Origin of the sequence: Stenotrophomonas rhizophila (assembly GCF_007667275.1) — a bacterium.
GTDB lineage: Bacteria > Pseudomonadota > Gammaproteobacteria > Xanthomonadales > Xanthomonadaceae > Stenotrophomonas > Stenotrophomonas maltophilia_AE.
The window spans coordinates 1,374,976-1,394,644 of record NZ_VDQT01000001.1; the positions used below are offsets into that span (position 1 = coordinate 1,374,976).

Below are 19,669 nucleotides of genomic sequence, written 5' to 3' on the forward strand. Positions count from 1 at the left end.
AACAACACCATGGCATCAGCGTCCTCTTCCTTGTGTCTTTTGCGTTTGTCCGCGCTGGGCGACGTCACCCACGTGGTGCCGCTGGTGCGGACCCTGCAGCAGGCGCGCCCGGGCGTTGAACTGCACTGGATCATCGACAAGGCCGGGCACAAGCTGCTGGACGGACTGCCCGGCGTGGTCTTCCACGCCTACGACAAGAGGACCGGCCTGGCCGGCATGCGCGCCCTGCGCGCCGAGCTGCCGCCGGGTCGGTTCGAGGCGCTGCTGCAGATGCAGGTGGCCTTCCGCGCCAACGTGCTCTCGGCCTTCGTCCCGGCGCAGCGCCGGATCGGTTACGACAAGGCGCGTTCGAAGGACCTGCACGGGCTTTTCATCAACGAGCGCATCCCCGACCGCCCGGGCATCCACGTGCTGGACGCGATCGGCAGCTTCGGCGAACCGCTGGGGATCCGCCAGACCGAGGTCAGCTGGGACCTGGCGGTGCCAGCGGCAGCGGTGGAATGGGCGCAGGCGCAGTGGCAGGACGATGGCCGGCCGGTGCTGATGATTTCGCCCTGCTCCAGCCACGTGCGTCGCAACTGGTACGCCGAGCGCTATGCGGCGGTGGCCAACCATGCCGTCTCGCGCGGCTGGCGGGTGGTGCTCTGCGGCGGCCGCAGCGAACTGGAGCGTGGCATGGCCGACGCCATCCAGGCCCAGCTGGCCACCCCGGCGCTGGACCTGGTGGGCAAGGACACGCTGAAACAGCTGCCGGCCCTGCTGGCGCGCGCGGCGCTGGTGATGACCCCCGATTCGGGACCGATGCACATCGCCAACGCGATGGGCGTAAAGGTGCTGGGCCTGCATGCAGCCAGCAACCCGCACCGCAGCGGCCCCTACTCGGACCGCCGCTACTGCGTGGACCGGTACGACGATGCGGCGCGGAAGTTCCTGGGCAAGCCGGGCAGCGAACTGAAGTGGGGCACCAAGATCGAGTTCGACGACGTGATGCAGCTGATCACGGTCGAGGACGGCATCGCCGCGTTCGAGCGGTATGTGGCCGATCAGGCGTGAGCACCGCTGCGATTGCGCCGGTAACGCCGGGCGCGCGCGGCCAGATACGCCGGATGCGCTGGATGCGCCGATCGCGCCGATCGCGCCGATCGCGCCGATTGGTAGCGCCGACTGTTAGTCGGCTGCTTGCCCCGGCCAGCCGACTAACAGTCGGCGCTACCGGTCGGCGCTACCGGTACAGCCGTTCGCCCCGGCGTTTCTCAACCGCGGCCGCTGTAGTCCTTGTACGACTTCTCTTCGACGTAGACCGAGCCCAGCGCCAGGTTGATGTCCTTCTTGATCCGCGCGCGCTGGTCGTTCTTCTGGTAGACGCTGCGCGCCAGCGCGATGAACGCGTCGTCGAACTCGCCGGCCTTGTCCTTCAGGCGCACGTTGTCTTCGATGTCCCAGAGCTGCTCGTTGATATCCTTGAGCTCGGCGCGCAGCTTCGCGATGTCCTTGACCCCGGCCGGATGCGCCATCCAGGTCTTTTCAAGCGCGCTCAGCTCGGCGCGGATGTTGACCAGCTTGGCCCGATCGCTGATCCGCTCGGACTTGATCTGCAGGATGGAGATCTTGTCCAGCAGCTCGCCAAACGAGACGGGAACGGAGATTTCTGCGGTCATGGAAGACTTCCGTAGTGGAGGCAGACAGTTTAAGCGTAGAGACACGCCATGCGTGTCCCAGGAACGCCGTGGTTCAGCCAGTAGAGCCACGCCCTGCGTGGCTGCGCGGTGCCCGACGAAGAGCAGCCACGCAGGGCGTGGCTCTACGCGCCGTTGCCCCCCCCCCCTCTCCGCCAGACACGCAAAAAAGGCCACCCGAAGGGCAGCCTTTTTTGCGTGTCTGGCGGAGAGGGGGGGATTCGAACCCCCGAGGCGCTATAAACGCCTGCCTGATTTCGAGTCAGGTACATTCAACCGCTCTGCCACCTCTCCAGATGGTCCCCGGCGAACCGGGGAGCGAATAATACGGTGAGGCGGCGCTGACGGCAAGCCATTCCGGGGATGCCGATGAATTTTTTCTGTATCAACGCCTTGCCGGATGTCCGCAGCGCCGCGATCATGCCGTTATCCCTCAGCAACACACTCCCTGGCCTGCGCGCGACCATGATCGAATTCGGACACCTGACCCACCCTGGCCTGCGCCGTGACCTCAACGAGGACACCTACTACGGGGACGGCGAACTGGCATTGTGGCTGGTGGCCGATGGCATGGGCGGGCACGCCTGCGGCGAGGTGGCCAGCGCGCTGGCGCGCGAAACCATCGTGCGCGAGATCCGCCAGGGCGCGTCGCTGGCCCACGCGATCCGGGTGGCGGACGAGGAAATCATCCGCACCTCGCGCCGTCGCAACGACAGCCTGCCGATGGGCACCACCGTGGTGGCGGCCCGGGTCCAGGGCAACCGCTATGAAGTAGCCTGGGTCGGCGACAGCCGCGCCTACCTGTGGCGCGACGGTGCGCTGGCCCAGTTGAGCCAGGACCACAGCGTGGTCCAGGAGCTGGTGGCCCAGGGCAACCTGACCGCTGAACAGGCGCGCGCGCATCCGCACCGCAATGTGGTGACGCAGGCGCTGGGGGTGACCGATCCGGCGCACCTGAACGTGGCCACCACCACCGGCGAGCTGCGCCCGGGCATGCAGCTGCTGCTGTGCAGCGACGGGCTCACCGAGGAGGTCGAGGACACCGGCATCGCGCGGACGCTGGCCTATGACGATGCGAGTGCGCAGGAATGCGTGGATACGCTGGTGGCGGCCGCGCTGGATGGGGGCGGCTCCGACAACATCACGGTGATCCTGGTGCGTTGCCATTGATGGCAGCGGTCACGACCAACGGTCGTGACCTACCGGGATAGGCGTCACGACCAACGGTCGTCAACCACCCCCATTCGTCCGTCCATGCCGGGCGGTAGATCACGACCGTTGGTCGTGATGCATCTACGCCACCGCCTCTTCCACCTTCGGGCCGTCCCAGATCGCGTGGCCGGCCTTCTTGCGCAGCTTGGCCAGGCGCGCTTCGTGCGCCTCGCGCTCCGAGGCGGTGGCGACCACGCGTGGGCGCGGCAACAGGCGGCTGGTATCGAAGGCCTGGACCTGCGCCGTGCCGGGACGGGCAGCGTCGGCCGAACCGAAGCCGATTTCCTCCTGGCCGGAGGTCAGCGCGATATAGACATCGCCCAGGATCTGGGCGTCCAGCAGGCCGCCGTGCAGCTGGCGGTGCGCGTTGTCCACGCCCAGCCGCTTGCACAGCGCATCGAGTGAATTGCGCTGCCCCGGATACCGCTCGCGCGCCATCTTCAAGGTATCGATCACCGTGCAGCGGTCGGTGATCTTTCCGTACTGGTCGCCCAGCAACGACAGTTCGTAGTCCAGGAAGCCCAGGTCGAACGCGGCGTTGTGGATGATCAGCTCGGCGCCGTCGATATACGCCAGGAACTCCTCGGCGACCTGCGCGAAGGTCGGCTTGTCGGCCAGGAACTCCAGGGTCAGGCCAGTGACTTCCTGCGCGCCCTGTTCGAATTCGCAGTCGGGCTTCAGGTACTGGTGGTAGTTGTTGCCGCTCGGGCGGCGCTCAAGCAGCTCCACGCAGCCGATTTCGACGATGCGGTTGCCCTTGCGCCATTCCAGGCCGGTGGTTTCGGTGTCGAGGATGATCTGACGCATGCGCTCAGTGTACCGGGCCGCCAGCACGGATGCGGATCGCGGCGTCGCGCGCCAGCGTGTCCACGCGTTCGTTGTCGGGGTCGCCGGAATGGCCCTTCACCCAACGCCAGTCGATCTGGTGCTTCTGCGTCGCCGCATGCAGCCGCTCCCACAGGTCGCGGTTCTTGACCGGGTCGCCGCCGGCGGTCTTCCAGTTCTTGCGGATCCAGCCCGGCAGCCACTGGGTCAGGCCCTGGCGTACGTACTGGGAATCGGTGAACAGCACGATCTCGCACGGCTCGGTCAGCGCTTCCAGGCCCGAGATCGCGGCCATCAGCTCCATCCGGTTGTTGGTGGTGTGCGCTTCGCCGCCGCTGAGCTCGCGCTCGTGGCCCTTGTAGCGCATCAACGCGGCCCAGCCGCCCGGTCCGGGGTTGCCCAGGCAGGAACCGTCGGTGTGGATTTCAATGGTTTTCAATACAGCTCCAGATCAGGTCGCCACGGTACCGTGCCAGCGGCGTACCGGCAGTGGCTTGGGTCCCGGCAGGGCCAGGGTGCGTTTTTCGGCGGAGAACAGGCAGGCCGCGCGCAGGGCCGCCACGCTGGCGCGCCCGGGTGCGCGGTCGCCCCACATCGGGCCCAGCCAGGCCAGGTCGTCGCAGGCCAGCCCGGAGCGCTCCAGGGTGTGGCGCAGTCGCTGCGGAGTACGGACCAGCAGCCCGTGCTGCCGCCATTGGCGCCGGAACGGACTGAATGGATTGAGCGTGGACAGCCACAGGCGCCCCCCCGGCATCAGCACGCGTTCGCACTCGGCGATGAGCAGCTCGGCATCGCGCGCGGTCACGTGCTGCAGCACGATCGCGTTGAGGCTTTCGCTGGGGAACGGCAACGGCAGTGCACAGGTCACATCGCCGGTATACCCGCGCGGGGTGCGGTACAGCCGCAGTCCCTGCCCCGGCAGGGTCACCGCATCGAGCCAGGACGCGGTCGGTGCGATCCAAAGCCACGGATTGACCGGGTGCGACGCCAGCAGCGGCTCCAGCGCCTGCCGCTCGAGTTCACGCAGCAGACGCGCCGGTTCAGTATCAAACCAGGATGCGACGGAAGCTTGACGGCGGCTCGGCACGGCGGGCATGGTCCAATTCTATGCGACTGACTGCCCTACCCGCATTCGCGGACAACTACATCTGGGCGCTGGTCGCCGACGACGGCCACGCCATCGTGGTCGACCCCGGCAAGGCCACACCGGTACTGGCTGCGGCGGCGCAGCAGAACTGGCGCCCGCACACGATCCTGCTGACCCACCACCACGACGACCATATCGGCGGGGTGGAACAGTTGCAGGCCCGGTTCTCCGGGCTCGAGGTGGTCGCGCCGGACGATCCACGCATCCCGATGGCCACCCGGCGCGTCACCGGGGGTGAACGCGTTCAGGCATTGGGGCTGGAGATCGACGTAGTATCCGTGCCCGGACACACCCGATCGCATGTCGCGTTTCACACGGCTGAACATCTTTTCAGTGGAGATGCGCTGTTCAGCCTGGGCTGTGGCCGCATGTTCGAAGGTACGCCACCCCAGCTCCTGGCATCCCTGCACAGGCTGGCGTCCCTGCCGCCGCACCTGCTGTTGTGCTGCGGTCATGAGTACACCGTGACAAATGCCGTCTTCGCGCGGCATGTCGACCCCGCCAACGTTGCGCTTGCGCGACGCCAAGAGGAGGCCCTGGCCATGCGCCGCGATGAACGACCCACGCTGCCGGTTGCACTGGCCAGCGAGCTGGAATGCAATCCATTCCTGCGTACCAATACCCCCGCTGTGCGTGCTGCGGTAAGCAAGCACCTCGGCCGCCCCGTCACCGATGAAGTCGATGTGCTGGCGGGTCTGCGGCGCTGGAAAGACGGATTCCGAACATGAGGCGGCGATTGCTGCCGCTCGCGGCGGGCCTGGCGATGGCGCTGGCCGGCACCGCGGGCGCCCAGTCGTTGAGTGCAGGCATGTCGCAGAACGTGGCCGGGCTTTCCCAGCTGCCGCTGGACGCTGCCGCCCTGCCCCCTGCCTCGGTCCGCAACGGCCAGGACATTTTCGCCAGCTTCCGGGACGGCCTGGCCGAACCCACCTGCGACGCCGAGGCCACCAGTCCACGCTGGCAGAAGCAGTTCGCGCATGCGCCCTCGCGCCTGGCTAACCAGGATGACGACGCGCTGGTGCTGTTCGGCTACGTGGTCGAAGAGCTGCGCAAGGCCGACCTGCCGACCGAATTCGCGCTGATCCCGTTCGTGGAAAGCGGCTACCGGCCCAATGCCCGCAACGGCAGTGGCCCCGCCGGTCTGTGGCAGTTCATCGCCAGCACCGCCCGGAACCACCGCGTGCAGATGACCGCCGGTTACGACGGCCGGCTGTCGGCCGCCGACTCGACCCAGGCCGCCGTGCGCTACCTGAAGACGCTGCACGGCATGTTCGGCGGCGACTGGCGCCTGGCCACCATGGCCTACAACGCCGGCGAGTACCGGGTCCTGCAGTCGCTGCGCAAGGCCGGCATGAACGCGCAGAACGCGCGCCCGTCGGCATTGCCGGGGCTGTCGCCGGTCACCTACTCCTATGTCGAGAAGCTGCACGCGCTGGCCTGCGTGCTGGAAAACGCCGAAACCTCGCCCGGGGTGATGGCGTCGCTGGATCGCAGCGTCCCGGTGCTCAAGACCCACACCCTGCCGGCCGGCACCAGCGTGCAGCAGTGGGCCGCACAGCGCGCCCTGGACCCCGCCCGCATCGCCCGGCTCAATCCGGCCCTGGCCGGCGGCAAGGGCCGCCCCAGCGGCCAGGTGTCTCTGCTGGCGCCAGCCACCCATGCGCCGGTCGACGCCACGGCGATGCTGGCCAAGGCCGAGCCGCCGGTTACCGCGACCGTGGCCCCGGGTAACGACGCACCTGCAGCCCGCCGCGCCGTGGCCAGCGCCGATCGTCCGCGTGCGCGCCGCCACACCGTGCGCAATGGCGAATCGGCCTGGACCATCGCCAAGCGCTACGGCATGCCGTTGAAGGCGCTGCTGTCGTTGAACAACATGACCGGCAGCAGCGTGCTGAAGCCCGGCGCCGTACTGCGGGTGGAAGACTGACGTACTGCCGGGCCCTGCCCGGCACCGTGTACAAACAAAAGGGCCCGGCATTGCCGGGCCCTTTTTCGTACAGCCGCCGGGCAGGGCCCGGCGCCGTGCGATCGGTTACAGGTTCGCTTCTTCCACCTGCACCCGGTACGACTTGCGCAGGGACTGCACGAAGTCCTTGGCGGCGGCCATGCCGTCGACCTGGTCCAGCTGCTGGCGGAACTGCTTCTGCTGCTCGGCCGGCACCTCGGCCAGGTTCGGCGGGTTCACCTTGTTGACCGCGAACACCACGTAACGGCCCTGCACGGCGACCTTGCCATGGCTCGGCTTGCCTTCGGCCGGCGCCGGGGCGGCAAACACCGCACGGTTGATTTCCGGGGTCGGCACCGGCTGGGTGCGCGGCAGGCCCGGCAGCGGGGTGAGCTGCAGCTTCTCTTCAGCGGCCAGCGCCTGCAGGCTCTGACCGGCCTTGAGCTTGGCCAGCAGCGCATCGGCGGCCTTTTCCGAGGCCTGGCGGCTGCGGTCGGCGCGGATCGCGGCGATCACCTGCTCTCGTGCCTTGTCCAGCGGCAGGGCCTGCTCCGGGCTGTGGTCGGCAACGCGGATCAGCACGCTGTGGTCCGGGGCCAGGGTGATCGGGTCGCTCACGGTGCCATCCTGGACCAGCACGTCGGAGAACGCGGCGCGCTGCACGGCCGGATTGGCGGCGATGCCGCTGGCAGTGGCGCGGCTGAACGGACCGAGGGTCTGCATCGGCAGCTTAAGTGCGTCGGCAGCGCTCTTGAGCGAGGTCGGGTTCTTGTAGACCTCATCGACCAGGCGGCCGCTCAGTTCCGAGAACGCACCTTCGGTGTCGGCCTTGAGCTGTTCGGCGGCGAGCTGGTCGCGCACCTCTTCGAACGGACGCTCCTGGCCACCCTTGACCTCGCGCAGCTGCAGCACGTGGTAGCCGAACTCGGTCTTGACCGGTGCACTGACGTCGCCGGCCTTCATCGCGAACAGCGCGTCTTCGAACGGCTTGACCATCGAACCGCGCTCGACCCAGCCAAGGTCGCCACCGTTGCCCTTCGAACCGGTGTCGTCCGAATTGGCCTTGGCCAGGGCGGCGAAGTCGGCACCCGCGGCCTTGGCCTGCGTGGCAAGCGCTGCCGCCTTCTGTTCGGCGGCCTTCAGCTTGGCCGGATCGCTGCCGTCGGCGGCAATCAGGATGTGCGCGGCCAGGCGTGCTTCGGGCGTGGCGAAGCGTGCCTTCTCGTCGGCATAGCGCTTACGCAGCGCAGCCTCGTCGGCCGGGGTGGCCGGCGGCAGGGTGGCCGCGTTGAGCTCCACGTACTCCAGCGTGACCGTTTCCGGCTGGCGGAAATCCTTGCCGTGGCTGTCGTACCACTGCTTGATCTGCGCGTCGGTGACCTCGGCGGTGTCGGCCGGCAGTTCCGGCAGCGCGGCGATCTCCACGTCGCGGGTTTCGCCGAGCAGGTTCATCATGCGCGTGGCTTCGGCACTGGTGACGAAGCCGGAGTTCTGCAGCGCGGTCGGGATGACCGACTGCTGCAGGCTGTCGCGCACCAGCGTCTCGAACTGTGCCGGGGTCCGCGGCGGCGTGCCGGTGCTCAGCGCCAGGCGGTACTGGTCCTGGTTGAACTTGCCGTCGGCGCCGACGAAGGCCGGAATGGACGCGATGGTCTCGCGCACCAGGCCGTCGCCGATGACGATGCCGGACTGCTCGCCGGCCAGGCGCACGACCTGTTCGTCGATCATCTGGTCGAGCACGGCGCGCTTGTTTTCGGTGCTTTCGAACTGGCGGGGATCGAAGTCCTCACCCTGCTGCTGGCGGGCCTGCTGGCGCGCCTGTTCGAAGCGGGTACGGAAATCCTGGGCGCTGATCTCGTGGTGCTGCCACAGGAACGACATCGGCCACCACGACGGCGCCGAGCGCCACCAGGTCGGCGGTGCCGCCACCTTGGCCACGTTCTGCGCACCGACACCGCCCAGGTAGCTGGAGTCGATCACGAACAGGAACGGAATCATCAGCAGCCCCAGGATCACGGTAACGATCCAGCCCGAGGTCTTGTCGCGAAGTTTCTGCAGCATGGGAAAAATCAAGGCCCGATTGGCGAATCCGGCAGTGTACCCCGCTTCGCTCCGCTCCCCAACAGGGGCGGGCGACAGGCCAAAAGAAAAGCCCCTGGTTCGCACCAGGGGCCTTCAATGATTGGCGGAGCGGACGGGACTCGAACCCGCGACCTCCGGCGTGACAGGCCAGCATTCTAACCAGCTGAACTACCGCTCCGCGCTTGAAACGTTGCAGGCGATCATTATATCCGAAGATATTCAGAAAACCCACCTCGAAGTACTGCTTTTCGAGGACTTTTTTAAAACTGGCGGAGCGGACGGGACTCGAACCCGCGACCTCCGGCGTGACAGGCCAGCATTCTAACCAGCTGAACTACCGCTCCGTTTTAATTTTTCAAAGTCGGCCGACAGTCGACTAACAGTCGACTAACAGTCGACTCTACAACCGACCATACAACCTTGTTACAGATAACAAGGCCCCCGATCGCTCAGGGGCCTCGTTGAAACTGGCGGAGCGGACGGGACTCGAACCCGCGACCTCCGGCGTGACAGGCCAGCATTCTAACCAGCTGAACTACCGCTCCACATTTCAAACTTTTACTGGCAGTGCCTGGTGGGTGCTGAGGGTTTCGAACCCCCGACCCTCTCCGTGTAAAGGAGACGCTCTACCGCTGAGCTAAGCACCCCAGCAAGCCGCTTAGTTTACGGCATCCTTCAGGGCTTTGCCAGCCTTGAACGACGGATTCTTCGACGCAGCGATCTTGATGGTGTCGCCGGTCTTCGGGTTGCGGCCGGTACGGGCGGCGCGGTCACGCACCTGGAACGTACCGAAGCCCACCAGGGTCACGGCGTCGCCAGCCTTCAGGGCCTTGGTGACAGCAGCGATGACGGCATCGACGGCGCGAGCCGAATCGGCCTTGGTCAGGTCGGCGACTTCGGCAACGGCGTCGATCAATTCGGTCTTGTTCATTCTGTACAGCTCCTTTGGCGGGAATTCCGCATGTTCGACAGTAAAGCATCCGACCCGCAACGTGGCCGGACGCCAGTGAGTTCTCGGTTCGCACCGATCAACGATCTGCTGACCTGCGAGTGGTGCTTTTATACCAGCGCACCCCTACCCGCGCAAGCTGAAAAGCCAATAACGACGCGGGTTTCGGGCAATTCAACGACGCGCGTCAGTGCTTGACGCGCGTGGTGGAAGGTGCCTTGCTCTTGCCGCGCACTGTGACGCGTTGCCCATCCTTCTTCGGCTTCGGCTGCGTCAGCGGCGTTTCCAGTGCCAGGTCCAGCACCTCTTCGATCCACTTGACCGGAATGATCTTCAGGTCGCGGGTGACGTTGGCCGGAATGTCGGCCAGGTCCTTGCGGTTCTCCTCCGGGATGATCACCGTGGTGATGCCACCGCGCAGCGCGGCCAGCAGCTTTTCCTTCAACCCGCCGATCGCGGTGACGCGGCCGCGCAGGGTGATTTCACCGGTCATCGCCACTTCGGCGCGGATCGGCACCTTGGTCAGCATCGACACCAGCGAGGTCACCATCGCGATGCCGGCACTGGGGCCGTCCTTCGGCGTGGCGCCATCGGGCACGTGCACGTGCACGTCGTGCTTCTGCAGGAACTCGGCATCGATGCCCAGCCGTTCGGCGCGCGAACGCACCACCGACAAGGCTGCCGAGGCCGACTCCTTCATCACGTTGCCGAGCTGGCCGGTCAGGATCAGCGCGCCCTTGCCCGGCACCAGCGTGGATTCGATCTGCAGCAGGTCGCCGCCCACTTCGGTCCAGGCCAGGCCGGTGACCAGGCCGATTTCGTTCTGTTCCTCGGCGCGGCCGAAGTCGAAGCGGCGCACGCCCAGGTACTTCTCCAGGTTCTTGCCGTTGACCACCACCAGCGCCTTCTTCTTCGACGCCGCCTTCCTGCCGGCCTTGGCCGGCTTGGCAGCGGCGACCGGACCGGCCAGCGCGATTTCCTTCACCACCTTGCGGCAGATCTTGGCCACTTCGCGCTCGAGGTTGCGCACGCCCGATTCGCGGGTGTAGTAACGCACCACGTCCTGGATGGCGTCGGCCTCGATCTCCAGTTCCTCCGGCTTCAGGCCGTTGGCCTTGAGCTGCTTGGGCACCAGGTAACGCATGGCGATGTTGAGCTTCTCATCCTCGGTATAGCCGGGGATGCGGATCACTTCCATGCGGTCGAGCAGCGGGCCCGGGATGTTGAGCGAGTTCGAGGTCGCCACGAACATCACTTCGGACAGGTCCAGGTCCACTTCCAGGTAGTGGTCGTTGAAGGCGTTGTTCTGCTCGGGGTCGAGCACTTCCAGCAGCGCCGAGGATGGGTCGCCACGGAAGTCCATCGACATCTTGTCGATCTCGTCGAGCACGAACAGCGCGTTCTTGCTGCCCACCTTGTTGAGGTTCTGCACGATCCGGCCCGGCATGGAACCGACGTAGGTACGGCGATGGCCACGGATCTCGGCCTCGTCGCGCACCCCGCCCAGGCTCATGCGCACGAACTTGCGGTTGGTGGCCTTGGCGATGGACTGGCCGAGCGAGGTCTTGCCCACGCCGGGCGGTCCGACCAGGCACAGGATCGGGCCCTTCATCTGCTTCACCCGCGACTGCACCGCCAGGTATTCGAGGATGCGGTCCTTGACCTTGTCCAGGCCGAAGTGGTCGGCGTCCAGCGTTTCCTGGGCGACCTTGAGATCCTTGCGGACCTTGGTGCGCTTCTTCCACGGCACGCCCAGCAGCCAGTCGAGGTAGTTGCGCACCACCGCGGCTTCGGCCGACATCGGCGACATCTGCTTGAGCTTGTTGAGTTCGGCCTTGGCCTTGGTTTCCACCGGCTTGGGCATGCCGGCGTCAGCGATCTTGCGGGCCAGCTCTTCCAGCTCGCCGGGCGCGTCGTCGAGGTCGCCCAGCTCCTTCTGGATCGCCTTCATCTGCTCGTTGAGGTAGTACTCGCGCTGGCTCTTTTCCATCTGCGACTTGACCCGGCCGCGGATGCGCTTTTCCATCTGCTGCACGTCGATCTCGCCGTCGACCAGGCCGACCAGCATTTCCAGGCGTTCGCCGATCTGCAGGGTTTCCAGCAGGCGCTGCTTGTCGGCCAGGCGCACGCTGATGTGCGCGGCGATGGTATCGGCAAGGCGCGCGGGTTCATCGATGCCGGCCAGGGTCTGCAGCAGCTCCGGCGGCAGCTTGCGGTTGGTCTTGACGTACTGCTCGAACAGCGACATCAGCGAACGCGCGATGGCTTCGATTTCGCGCGGCTCGCGCGACTCGTCCGATTCGATTTCCGACGCCACGCCCTGCAGCGCGCCGTCGCGCTCGGTCACCTCGGTGACGTTGACCCGCGACAGCCCCTCGACCAGCACCTTGATGGTGCCGTCGGGCAGCTTCAGCAACTGCAGGACCTGGGCAAGGGTGCCGACCTGGTAGAGGTCGGCAGCGGTGGGGTCGTCGGTTTCGGCCGACTTCTGCGCGAGCAGCAGGATGCGCTTGTCGGCTTCCATCGCCTGCTCCAGCGCGTGCATGGATTTGTCGCGGCCGACGAACAGCGGAATGACCATGTGCGGGAACACCACCACGTCGCGCAGCGGCAGTACCGGCAGGTCGAGAGTCTCAGTTGGGGAACGGGCCATGTGGGCTCCAGTTGAGCAGCGGGGATGGCCTCCGGGCAGCGTCGCCCGGATACAAAAAAGCCGATGGCCCCGTTATGGGGCCATCGGCGTCCAGATGCAAGATGCTCTGAAAAACTTCCATCAATTCAAATGCTTAATGGATTATTCAGCGCCAGCGGCCTTCTGTTCAGGAGCCGGCGGGGTCTGGTAGATCAGGTACGGTTCGGACTTGTGTTCGATCACCGATTCATCCACCACCACCTTGCTGACGTTTTCCGCCGAAGGCAGGTCGTACATGGTGTCCAGCAGCACGGATTCGACGATGGTGCGCAGGCCACGCGCGCCGGTCTTGCGCTTGAGCGCCTTGCGGGCGATCGCCGACAGGGCGTCCGGGCGGAACTCCAGTTCCACGTGCTCCATCTCGAACAGCTTCTTGAACTGCTTGGTGATGGCGTTCTTCGGCTCGGTCAGGATCCTGACCAGGGCGGCCTCGTCCAGCTCTTCCAGGGTCGCCACCACCGGCAGGCGGCCGACGAATTCCGGGATCAGGCCGAACTTGATCAGGTCTTCCGGCTCGACTTCGGCCAGCACCTTGCCCACTTCCTGCTTGCGCTCGGCGCTCTTCACCTTGGCACCGAAACCGATGCCGCCGGCGTCGTTGGAGCGGGCCTGGATCACCTTGTCCAGCCCGGCGAACGCGCCGCCGCAGATGAACAGGATGTTCTTGGTGTCCACCTGCAGGAATTCCTGCTGCGGATGCTTGCGCCCGCCCTGCGGCGGCACGCTGGCCACGGTGCCTTCGATCAGCTTCAGCAGGGCCTGCTGCACGCCTTCGCCGGACACGTCGCGGGTGATCGACGGGTTCTCGCTCTTGCGCGAGATCTTGTCGATTTCATCGATGTACACGATGCCCTGCTGCGCCTTCTCGACGTCGTAATCGCACTTCTGCAGCAGCTTCTGGATGATGTTCTCCACGTCCTCGCCCACGTAACCGGCTTCGGTCAGCGTGGTGGCGTCGGCCATGGTGAACGGCACGTTGAGCAGGCGGGCCAGGGTCTCGGCCAGCAGCGTCTTACCCGAACCGGTCGGACCGACCAGCAGGATGTTCGACTTCGCCAGTTCGACTTCGTCGTTCTTCTGGCGGCTCTCGATGCGCTTGTAATGGTTGTACACGGCCACGGCCAGCGTGCGCTTGGCCCGGTTCTGGCCGATCACGTACTGGTCCAGGACTTCGAGGATTTCCTTCGGCTTGGGCAGCGAACTACGCGCCGACTGCGCCTTTTCCTCGAGCTCTTCACGGATGATGTCGTTGCACAGCTCCACGCATTCATCGCAGATGAACACGCTCGGCCCAGCAATCAGCTTGCGCACCTCATGCTGGCTCTTTCCGCAGAAAGAACAGTAGAGGATCTTGCCGGTGTCCGTGGAACGACCTTGGCGGTCTTCGCTCATGCTTCGCTTACCCAGTTACCCCACCCGCTGAACGGGGGTTCGATTCGAGAATAGCACAGGGCCGGGAGGACGCCAGTCCAGCCCGACCCTGCGGAAACAGGCCGGTTTCCCGGCCCGGCGGCACCATCAGGCCGGGGTGATCGACTCTTCCGGGCGACGCTCCAGGACCTGGTCGACCAGGCCATAGGCCACCGCGTCGGCCGCGCTCTTGAAGTTGTCGCGCTCGGTGTCGCGCGCGATGGTCTCCAGCGACTGCCCGGTGTGCTTGGCCAGCACCTCGTTCAGGCGCGCACGCAGGGTGAGGATCTCACGCGCGTGGATGTCGATGTCGGTGGCCTGGCCCTGGAAACCGCCCAGCGGCTGGTGGATCATCACCCGCGAATTCGGCAGCGCATAACGCTTGCCGGCCGCGCCGGATGCCAGCAGCAGCGCGCCCATCGAGGCGGCCTGGCCGACGCAGATGGTGCTCACGTCCGGCTTGATGTACTGCATGGTGTCGTAGATCGCCATGCCGGCGGTGACCACGCCACCGGGCGAGTTGATGTAGATGCTGATGTCCTTTTCCGGGTTGTCCGCTTCCAGGAACAGCAGCTGCGCCACCACCACGTTGGCCATGTGATCGTCGATCGGGCCCACGAGGAAGATCAGGCGCTCCTTCAACAGGCGCGAATAGATGTCATAGGCGCGCTCGCCGCGGCTGGTCTGTTCGACCACCATCGGAACCATGTTCAGGGCTTTGGTTTGGTTGTCCATTTCTGAGGCACCTATTTGGGGGAAACCACCCCGCGCCAGCGGCGCGGGGCATGAAACGCCGCCCGCTTTACTGGCGGATGGCGTCCTGGAACGACAGCGGCTGCTCGGTGTGCTGGGCGCGCTCGGCGATCCAGTCGATCACCTGCTCTTCCATCACGCGGTTCTGCAGCCCACTCATCAGCTGGGGGTCGTTGCGGTACATCTCAATGACCTGCTCCGGCTCTTCGTAGGTCGAGGCGATGAGGCGCATGGTTTCGTTCAGGCGCTTGGGGTCCAGGCGCAGGTCGTTGCGGCGGGCGACTTCGCCGACCAGCAGGCCGACCAGCACGCGCTTGGCGGCGGCGTCCTTGAAGCCTTCGTGGGCGTCGGCCGGGATCTCGCCCGGGTTGCGGCCGCTGCGGCGGATCTGCTCGACCTGCTGGGCCAGCATGGCGCGGGCTTCGTTGTCGACCAGGCGCGGCGGCATTTCCACCGAGGCGTAGGCGGCGATCAGCTGCTCGCCGACTTCGCGGCGCAGGCGGTTCATCAGCGCACCCTTCAGTTCACGCTCCAGGTTGGCGCGGATGTCCTTGCGGAACTGTTCCACGTCGCCACCCTTCACGCCGAAGCTCTTGATGAAGTCCGCATCGACGTCCGGCAGCACCGGCTCGGAAACGTCCACCACCTTCACGCTGACCTTGACCTGCTTGCCGGCCAGTGCCGGCACGCGCCAGTCGGCCGGGAATTCGACGTCCAGGGTCTTTTCCTCACCCTTGGACAGGCCGACCAGGCCCTGTTCGATCTGCTCGAACATCATGCCCTGGCCCACCACCACGCTGCCCTTTTCGGTGCCTTCGGCCGGCAGGCGCTCATCGCCGGCCTGCGACCAGGTTTCCAGTGCGACCAGGTCGCCGTCCTGGGCGCCACGGGTGACCGGGCTCCAGCTGCGGCGCTGCTCGCGCAGGTTGGTGATCATCTGGTCGATGTCGGCGTCGTTGATCTCGGCGGTGTGGCGCACCACGGTCAGCTTGCTGACGTCGACGTCGCCGAAGTCCGGGACCAGCTCGACGGTGGCCACGAACGAGAACTCGCCGTCATCACCCTTGTCGATGCGCGGCGCGCCGGCGATGCGCAGCTCGTGCTCGCGGACTGCGGCGTCGAAGGTTTCACGCAGCAGGCCGTCGACGGCTTCGCTGCGGACCTGCTGGCCGAAGCGCTGCTCGATCACCTTGGCCGGCACCTTGCCCGGACGGAAGCCCTTGATGCGCGCGGTGCGGGCGATTTCGCCCAGGCGGCCGCTGATGTGGGTCTGCAGGCGGTCTTCCGGCAGCGAGAAGGTCAGGCGGCGTTCCAGATTGCCGGTGGATTCGATCGAAGCTTGCATGTTGACTCCTGCCGCCGGTGGCACTGCCCCCGGCTCGAATGTTTGATGGATGAAGCGGGTGATGGACGCGTCGGTCGTGGACCCACATCCACGCCGCAGCCCTGTAGTTTCGCCGATAACGGCCAGCGCCGCCAGCACGCGGCGGGAAGCGTCAATCGAGGGCCTGTTCAGGGGGGCGCCTCCCACGGCGGGCCCCGGTGCATGGTGCGAAAGGGGGGACTCGAACCCCCACGCCTTGCGGCACTGGAACCTAAATCCAGGGCGTCTACCAATTCCGCCACTTTCGCGAGGGGCGCAGTATAGCCTTTCCTCACCCGTGACCTGGGGGCTTCGGAGACGTTTCAGCCACGCAGGGCGTGGCTCTACGTCCTGGCGACCCGGCAGACGTTTCAGCCACGCAGGGCGTGGTTCTACGTTTTGGCGACCCGGCAGACGTTTCAGCCACGCAGGGCGTGGTTCTACGTCCTGGCGACCCAGCAGTAGAGCCACGCCCTGCGTGGCTGCGCCATGCCGGAATCGCAGGCAAGAAAAAAGCCGCCTGGCGAACCAGGCGGCTTCTGTCTTGGTGGGCTGTCAAGGATTCGAACCTTGGACCTATTGATTAAGAGTCAACTGCTCTACCAACTGAGCTAACAGCCCGAAAATCGGGAGGCGAATTATGACGCAATGCCGCACGGAGGTGCAAGGGGTTCCTGCAATTTTCGTTCAGGCGCCCTGTACGCCCGTAGAGCCGCGCCCTGCGTGGCTGCTCTTCGTTCGGGGGGCGGCGGCGTGTCGGCGCCATGTCGGAATCGCAGGCAAGAAAAAAGCCGCCTGGCGAACCAGGCGGCTTCTGTCTTGGTGGGCTGTGAAGGATTCGAACCTTCGACCTATTGATTAAGAGTCAACTGCTCTACCAACTGAGCTAACAGCCCTGAAAATCCAGGCGCGTAGTCTAACGTCTGCGCCTTTTTTTGCAACCCCGATCCGCTTTCGGCGAACCGGGTTCCTTCAAATCAGTGGGGTGGCTGAGGGGATTCGAACCCCCGACCACCGGAATCACAATCCGGTACTCTAACCAACTGAGCTACAGCCACCACTGAAACCTTGAATTTTTTTGAATCCCCTGGCGTTTGCGCCGATTGGCGCGCCCGACAGGAATCGAACCTGTAACCGCCGGCTTAGAAGGCCGGTGCTCTATCCAGTTGAGCTACGGGCGCTCTGACCGGATTGTCGCATTCCCGTCCCGATTTGAGCAGCGGGACGTGGTCGGGGTAGAGGGATTCGAACCCCCGACATCCTGCTCCCAAAGCAGGCGCGCTACCAGACTGCGCTATACCCCGGTGGTTTTCTTCCCTCGGGGTTCCCCCCGAAAGAGTCGGCTATTGTGGGAAGTGACGAGGGATCTGTCAACGGTTTTCACAGGGTTTTTCACATCCGCTATGCTCGACGCAGTGCCGGATGGACCGGAACCCCACCCCTTCAAGGAGAATGGCAATGCGCAGCGGCAACCCCGCACTTTCCGAGTCGACCTTCCTCGACCTGGCCAGCGGCTCGGTCGTGACCTCGCCCGACCAGGCGATGACCATCAACGGCACCGTCAACAAGACCGGCATCCTGCTGCTGCTGACGGTCCTCACCGCCGCCTTCGCCTGGAGCCAGACCATCGGCGCCGATGGCCAGATCGCCCCGGGCGCGATGATCTACGCCATTGGCGGCGCGATCGGCGGCCTGGTCCTGGCGCTGGTGACGGTGTTCAAGAAGGAATGGTCGCCGGTCACCGCGCCGATGTACGCGCTGGTGGAAGGCTTCTTCCTGGGCGCGATCTCGGCGGTGTTCGAAGCGCGTTTCCCGGGCATCGTGTTCCAGGCCGTGCTGCTCACCTTCGGCACCCTGTTCGCGCTGCTGGTGGCCTACCGCAGCGGCCTGATCAAGGTGACCGAGAACTTCAAACTGGGCGTGGTCGCGGCCACCGGCGGCATCGCGCTGCTGTACCTGGCCTCGTTCGTGCTGGGCTTCTTCAACATCAACGTGCCGGTGATCCATGAAGCCAGCGGCTGGGGCATCGCCTTCAGCCTGTTCGTGGTGGTGGTTGCCGCGCTGAACCTGGTGCTGGACTTCGACTTCATCGAAAACGGTGCCGCCGCGCGCGCGCCGAAGTACATGGAGTGGTACGGCGCGTTCGGCCTGATGGTGACGCTGGTGTGGCTGTACGTGGAGTTCCTGCGGTTGCTGTCGAAGATCCAGCAGCGTTGATGCGTAGCATCAACGCGGGTAGAGCCGACTGTTAGTCGGCTGCTGTTCGACCGCACGTAAACGCAACGAAAAAGGGCACCCGATGGGGTGCCCTTTTTTTGTGGAGCAGCCGACTGACAGTCGGCTCTACCTGTGGAGCAGCCGACTAACAGTCGGCTCTACCGTCGGCTCTAGCGCGCGCTTACAGGCGGCTGGCGATGGCCTGGGCGAAGCCCATGGTGTTGCCGGTGCCGCCGAGGTCGCCGGTCAGCGAATCCTTGGCTTCCAGCGTGGCCACGATGGCCTTGCGCAGGCGCTCGGCGTTCTCGGTCTGGCCGACATGGTCGAGCATCTGCGCGGCCGCCAGCAGCAGCGCGCACGGATTGGCCTTGCCCTGGCCGGCGATGTCCGGCGCGGTGCCGTGCACGGCTTCGAAGATCGCCGCGTTCTCACCGATGTTCGCGCCCGGGGCCAGGCCCAGGCCGCCGACGAGGCCGGCGCACAGGTCGGAGATGATGTCGCCGAACAGGTTGGTGGTGACGATCACATCGAACTGTTCCGGACGCATCACCAGCTGCATGCAGCAGTTGTCGACGATCATTTCCTGGAACTCGATGTCCGGGTACTTGGCCGCCACTTCGCGGGCCACGGCCAGGAACAGGCCCGAGGTCGACTTGATGATGTTGGCCTTGTGCACGGCGGTGACCTTCTTGCGGCCGGTGCTGCGGGCCAGCTCGAAGGCATAGCGCACGATGCGCTCGGAACCCTTGCGGGTGATGCGGGTGCCGGAGAAGGCGGTTTCGCCATCGGCCGAGACTTCCTGGCCTTCGGCCAGGTACGCGCCTTCGGTGTTCTCACGGACGGTGATCAGGTCCACGCCATCGCCGAAACGCGACTTGGTGTTCGGGAACGACACCGCCGGACGCACGTTGGCGTACAGGTCGAAGTGGCGACGCAGGCTGACGTTGATCGAGGTGAAGCCACCGCCCACCGGGGTGGTCAGCGGGCTCTTCAGGGCGATCCGGTTGCGCGCGATCGACTCCAGGGTGGAGGCCGGCATCAGGTCGCCGTGCTTTTCCAGTGCGACCAGGCCCGCGTCGGCGTCCTCGTACTCGAAGCCGGTGTCCAGCTTGCCCAGCACGTACAGGGTGGCGTCCATGATCTCCGGGCCGATACCGTCACCGCGGATGACCGTGATTTTCTGCGTCATGTGATTTGTTTCCGAACCGAGGGGGAGCGCCGTGGGTCCGGGGTCCGGAGCGTCGGCGCAAGGGAAGTTTCACCCGCAATTATGCCCCAGCCGGCCCCCGGACCCCAAATAGACCAAGGTAGCGCCGGCCGTTGCCGGCCCACGGATCGCCTGGGCCCGTACCGACCAACGGTCGGTACCACCGGTGCCATGCCGCGTGCGGGGTCCGT

The 19,669-nt window shown here is 65.7% G+C and carries 17 protein-coding genes and 11 tRNA genes; 5 read left to right on the top strand and 23 right to left on the bottom strand.

Going from position 1 to position 19,669, the window contains the following annotated elements; translation table 11 throughout:
- Window positions 1-9 precede the first annotated feature (9 nt).
- Window positions 10-1,053 (top strand): glycosyltransferase family 9 protein, encoded by a 1,044-nt coding sequence (locus tag FSZ13_RS06005; RefSeq protein WP_145478452.1) that lies wholly within the window; start codon window positions 10-12, stop codon window positions 1,051-1,053.
- Between the two features lie 200 nt (window positions 1,054-1,253).
- On the opposite strand, the gene FSZ13_RS06010 is transcribed toward FSZ13_RS06005, so the two are convergent.
- The 3 genes from FSZ13_RS06010 to FSZ13_RS18365 all read right to left on the bottom strand — a co-directional run bounded on the left by FSZ13_RS06010 (window position 1,254) and on the right by FSZ13_RS18365 (window position 2,098).
- A complete protein-coding gene (locus FSZ13_RS06010) occupies window positions 1,254-1,658 on the bottom strand; it encodes a DUF6165 family protein (RefSeq protein WP_145478453.1) in 405 nt (134 codons plus the stop codon).
- A 221-nt stretch (window positions 1,659-1,879) separates the two neighbouring features.
- Window positions 1,880-1,970, bottom strand: a tRNA-Ser gene (locus FSZ13_RS06015).
- Window positions 1,949-2,098: a hypothetical protein gene (locus FSZ13_RS18365; RefSeq protein ID WP_186308844.1), complete on the bottom strand. Its 150-nt coding sequence runs from the start codon at window positions 2,096-2,098 to the stop codon at window positions 1,949-1,951. Before FSZ13_RS18365 ends, FSZ13_RS06015 begins: the two co-directional genes overlap by 22 nt.
- Before the next feature lie 43 nt (window positions 2,099-2,141).
- Between FSZ13_RS18365 and FSZ13_RS06020 the strand changes: the two genes are divergently transcribed.
- A complete protein-coding gene (locus FSZ13_RS06020) occupies window positions 2,142-2,846 on the top strand; it encodes a PP2C family protein-serine/threonine phosphatase (protein WP_145478572.1) in 705 nt (234 codons plus the stop codon).
- Between the two features lie 123 nt (window positions 2,847-2,969).
- Here FSZ13_RS06020 and dnaQ read toward each other — a convergent pair whose 3' ends face one another.
- The 3 genes from dnaQ to FSZ13_RS06035 are packed head-to-tail and all read right to left on the bottom strand — an operon-like array spanning window position 2,970 to window position 4,809.
- Window positions 2,970-3,695: a DNA polymerase III subunit epsilon gene (gene dnaQ, locus FSZ13_RS06025; protein ID WP_145478454.1), complete on the bottom strand. Its 726-nt coding sequence runs from the start codon at window positions 3,693-3,695 to the stop codon at window positions 2,970-2,972.
- 4 nt (window positions 3,696-3,699) lie between these two features.
- On the bottom strand, window positions 3,700-4,152 hold the full coding sequence (rnhA, locus tag FSZ13_RS06030) for a ribonuclease HI (RefSeq protein WP_145478455.1): 453 nt from the start codon (window positions 4,150-4,152) through the stop codon (window positions 3,700-3,702).
- Between the two features lie 12 nt (window positions 4,153-4,164).
- Entirely contained in the window at window positions 4,165-4,809 is a 645-nt protein-coding gene (locus FSZ13_RS06035; protein ID WP_145478456.1) for a hypothetical protein, read from the bottom strand.
- 11 nt (window positions 4,810-4,820) lie between these two features.
- Between FSZ13_RS06035 and gloB the strand changes: the two genes are divergently transcribed.
- The gene (gene gloB / locus FSZ13_RS06040; protein WP_145478457.1) at window positions 4,821-5,588 is read left to right on the top strand and encodes a hydroxyacylglutathione hydrolase; all 768 of its coding nucleotides are present in this window, start codon (window positions 4,821-4,823) and stop codon (window positions 5,586-5,588) included.
- Window positions 5,585-6,787, top strand: coding sequence for a lytic transglycosylase domain-containing protein (locus FSZ13_RS06045; protein WP_145478458.1), 1,203 nt, complete (start codon window positions 5,585-5,587; stop codon window positions 6,785-6,787). Before gloB ends, FSZ13_RS06045 begins: the two co-directional genes overlap by 4 nt.
- Window positions 6,788-6,892: 105 nt before the next feature.
- Here FSZ13_RS06045 and FSZ13_RS06050 read toward each other — a convergent pair whose 3' ends face one another.
- The 16 genes from FSZ13_RS06050 to FSZ13_RS06125 form a co-directional block, all read right to left on the bottom strand.
- A complete protein-coding gene (locus FSZ13_RS06050) occupies window positions 6,893-8,866 on the bottom strand; it encodes a peptidyl-prolyl cis-trans isomerase (protein ID WP_145478459.1) in 1,974 nt (657 codons plus the stop codon).
- 122 nt (window positions 8,867-8,988) lie between these two features.
- Window positions 8,989-9,065, bottom strand: a tRNA-Asp gene (locus FSZ13_RS06055).
- Window positions 9,066-9,154: 89 nt separating this feature from the next.
- Window positions 9,155-9,231: transfer RNA gene (locus tag FSZ13_RS06060), tRNA-Asp, on the bottom strand.
- A 124-nt stretch (window positions 9,232-9,355) separates the two neighbouring features.
- Window positions 9,356-9,432: transfer RNA gene (locus FSZ13_RS06065), tRNA-Asp, on the bottom strand.
- 27 nt (window positions 9,433-9,459) lie between these two features.
- Window positions 9,460-9,534: transfer RNA gene (locus FSZ13_RS06070), tRNA-Val, on the bottom strand.
- 11 nt (window positions 9,535-9,545) lie between these two features.
- Window positions 9,546-9,818, bottom strand: a complete 273-nt coding sequence (locus FSZ13_RS06075) for an HU family DNA-binding protein (protein WP_145478460.1) — start codon at window positions 9,816-9,818, stop codon at window positions 9,546-9,548.
- 205 nt (window positions 9,819-10,023) lie between these two features.
- Window positions 10,024-12,489 carry an endopeptidase La gene (lon, locus tag FSZ13_RS06080; RefSeq protein ID WP_145478461.1) on the bottom strand — a complete coding sequence of 822 codons (2,466 nt, stop codon included), beginning with the start codon at window positions 12,487-12,489 and terminating at the stop codon, window positions 10,024-10,026.
- A gap of 141 nt (window positions 12,490-12,630) precedes the next feature.
- The gene (gene clpX / locus FSZ13_RS06085) at window positions 12,631-13,920 is read right to left on the bottom strand and encodes an ATP-dependent Clp protease ATP-binding subunit ClpX (RefSeq protein WP_145478462.1); all 1,290 of its coding nucleotides are present in this window, start codon (window positions 13,918-13,920) and stop codon (window positions 12,631-12,633) included.
- Window positions 13,921-14,046: 126 nt separating this feature from the next.
- Window positions 14,047-14,673, bottom strand: coding sequence for an ATP-dependent Clp endopeptidase proteolytic subunit ClpP (gene clpP, locus FSZ13_RS06090; RefSeq protein WP_102944205.1), 627 nt, complete (start codon window positions 14,671-14,673; stop codon window positions 14,047-14,049).
- 67 nt (window positions 14,674-14,740) lie between these two features.
- On the bottom strand, window positions 14,741-16,036 hold the full coding sequence (tig, locus tag FSZ13_RS06095) for a trigger factor (protein WP_145478463.1): 1,296 nt from the start codon (window positions 16,034-16,036) through the stop codon (window positions 14,741-14,743).
- 202 nt (window positions 16,037-16,238) lie between these two features.
- Window positions 16,239-16,323 (bottom strand) — tRNA-Leu (locus tag FSZ13_RS06100).
- Between the two features lie 276 nt (window positions 16,324-16,599).
- Window positions 16,600-16,675: transfer RNA gene (locus tag FSZ13_RS06105), tRNA-Lys, on the bottom strand.
- 199 nt (window positions 16,676-16,874) lie between these two features.
- Window positions 16,875-16,950, bottom strand: a tRNA-Lys gene (locus tag FSZ13_RS06110).
- Window positions 16,951-17,035: 85 nt separating this feature from the next.
- Window positions 17,036-17,112: transfer RNA gene (locus FSZ13_RS06115), tRNA-His, on the bottom strand.
- Window positions 17,113-17,158: 46 nt separating this feature from the next.
- Window positions 17,159-17,235 (bottom strand) — tRNA-Arg (locus FSZ13_RS06120).
- 46 nt (window positions 17,236-17,281) lie between these two features.
- A tRNA-Pro gene (locus tag FSZ13_RS06125) sits at window positions 17,282-17,358 on the bottom strand.
- A gap of 154 nt (window positions 17,359-17,512) precedes the next feature.
- Here FSZ13_RS06125 and FSZ13_RS06130 point away from each other — a divergent pair.
- Window positions 17,513-18,271, top strand: coding sequence for a Bax inhibitor-1/YccA family protein (locus FSZ13_RS06130; RefSeq protein WP_145478464.1), 759 nt, complete (start codon window positions 17,513-17,515; stop codon window positions 18,269-18,271).
- 181 nt (window positions 18,272-18,452) lie between these two features.
- Here the strand turns inward: FSZ13_RS06130 and FSZ13_RS06135 are convergent, their stop codons facing one another.
- The gene (locus FSZ13_RS06135) at window positions 18,453-19,460 is read right to left on the bottom strand and encodes an isocitrate dehydrogenase (protein WP_145478465.1); all 1,008 of its coding nucleotides are present in this window, start codon (window positions 19,458-19,460) and stop codon (window positions 18,453-18,455) included.
- Window positions 19,461-19,669 lie beyond the last annotated feature (209 nt).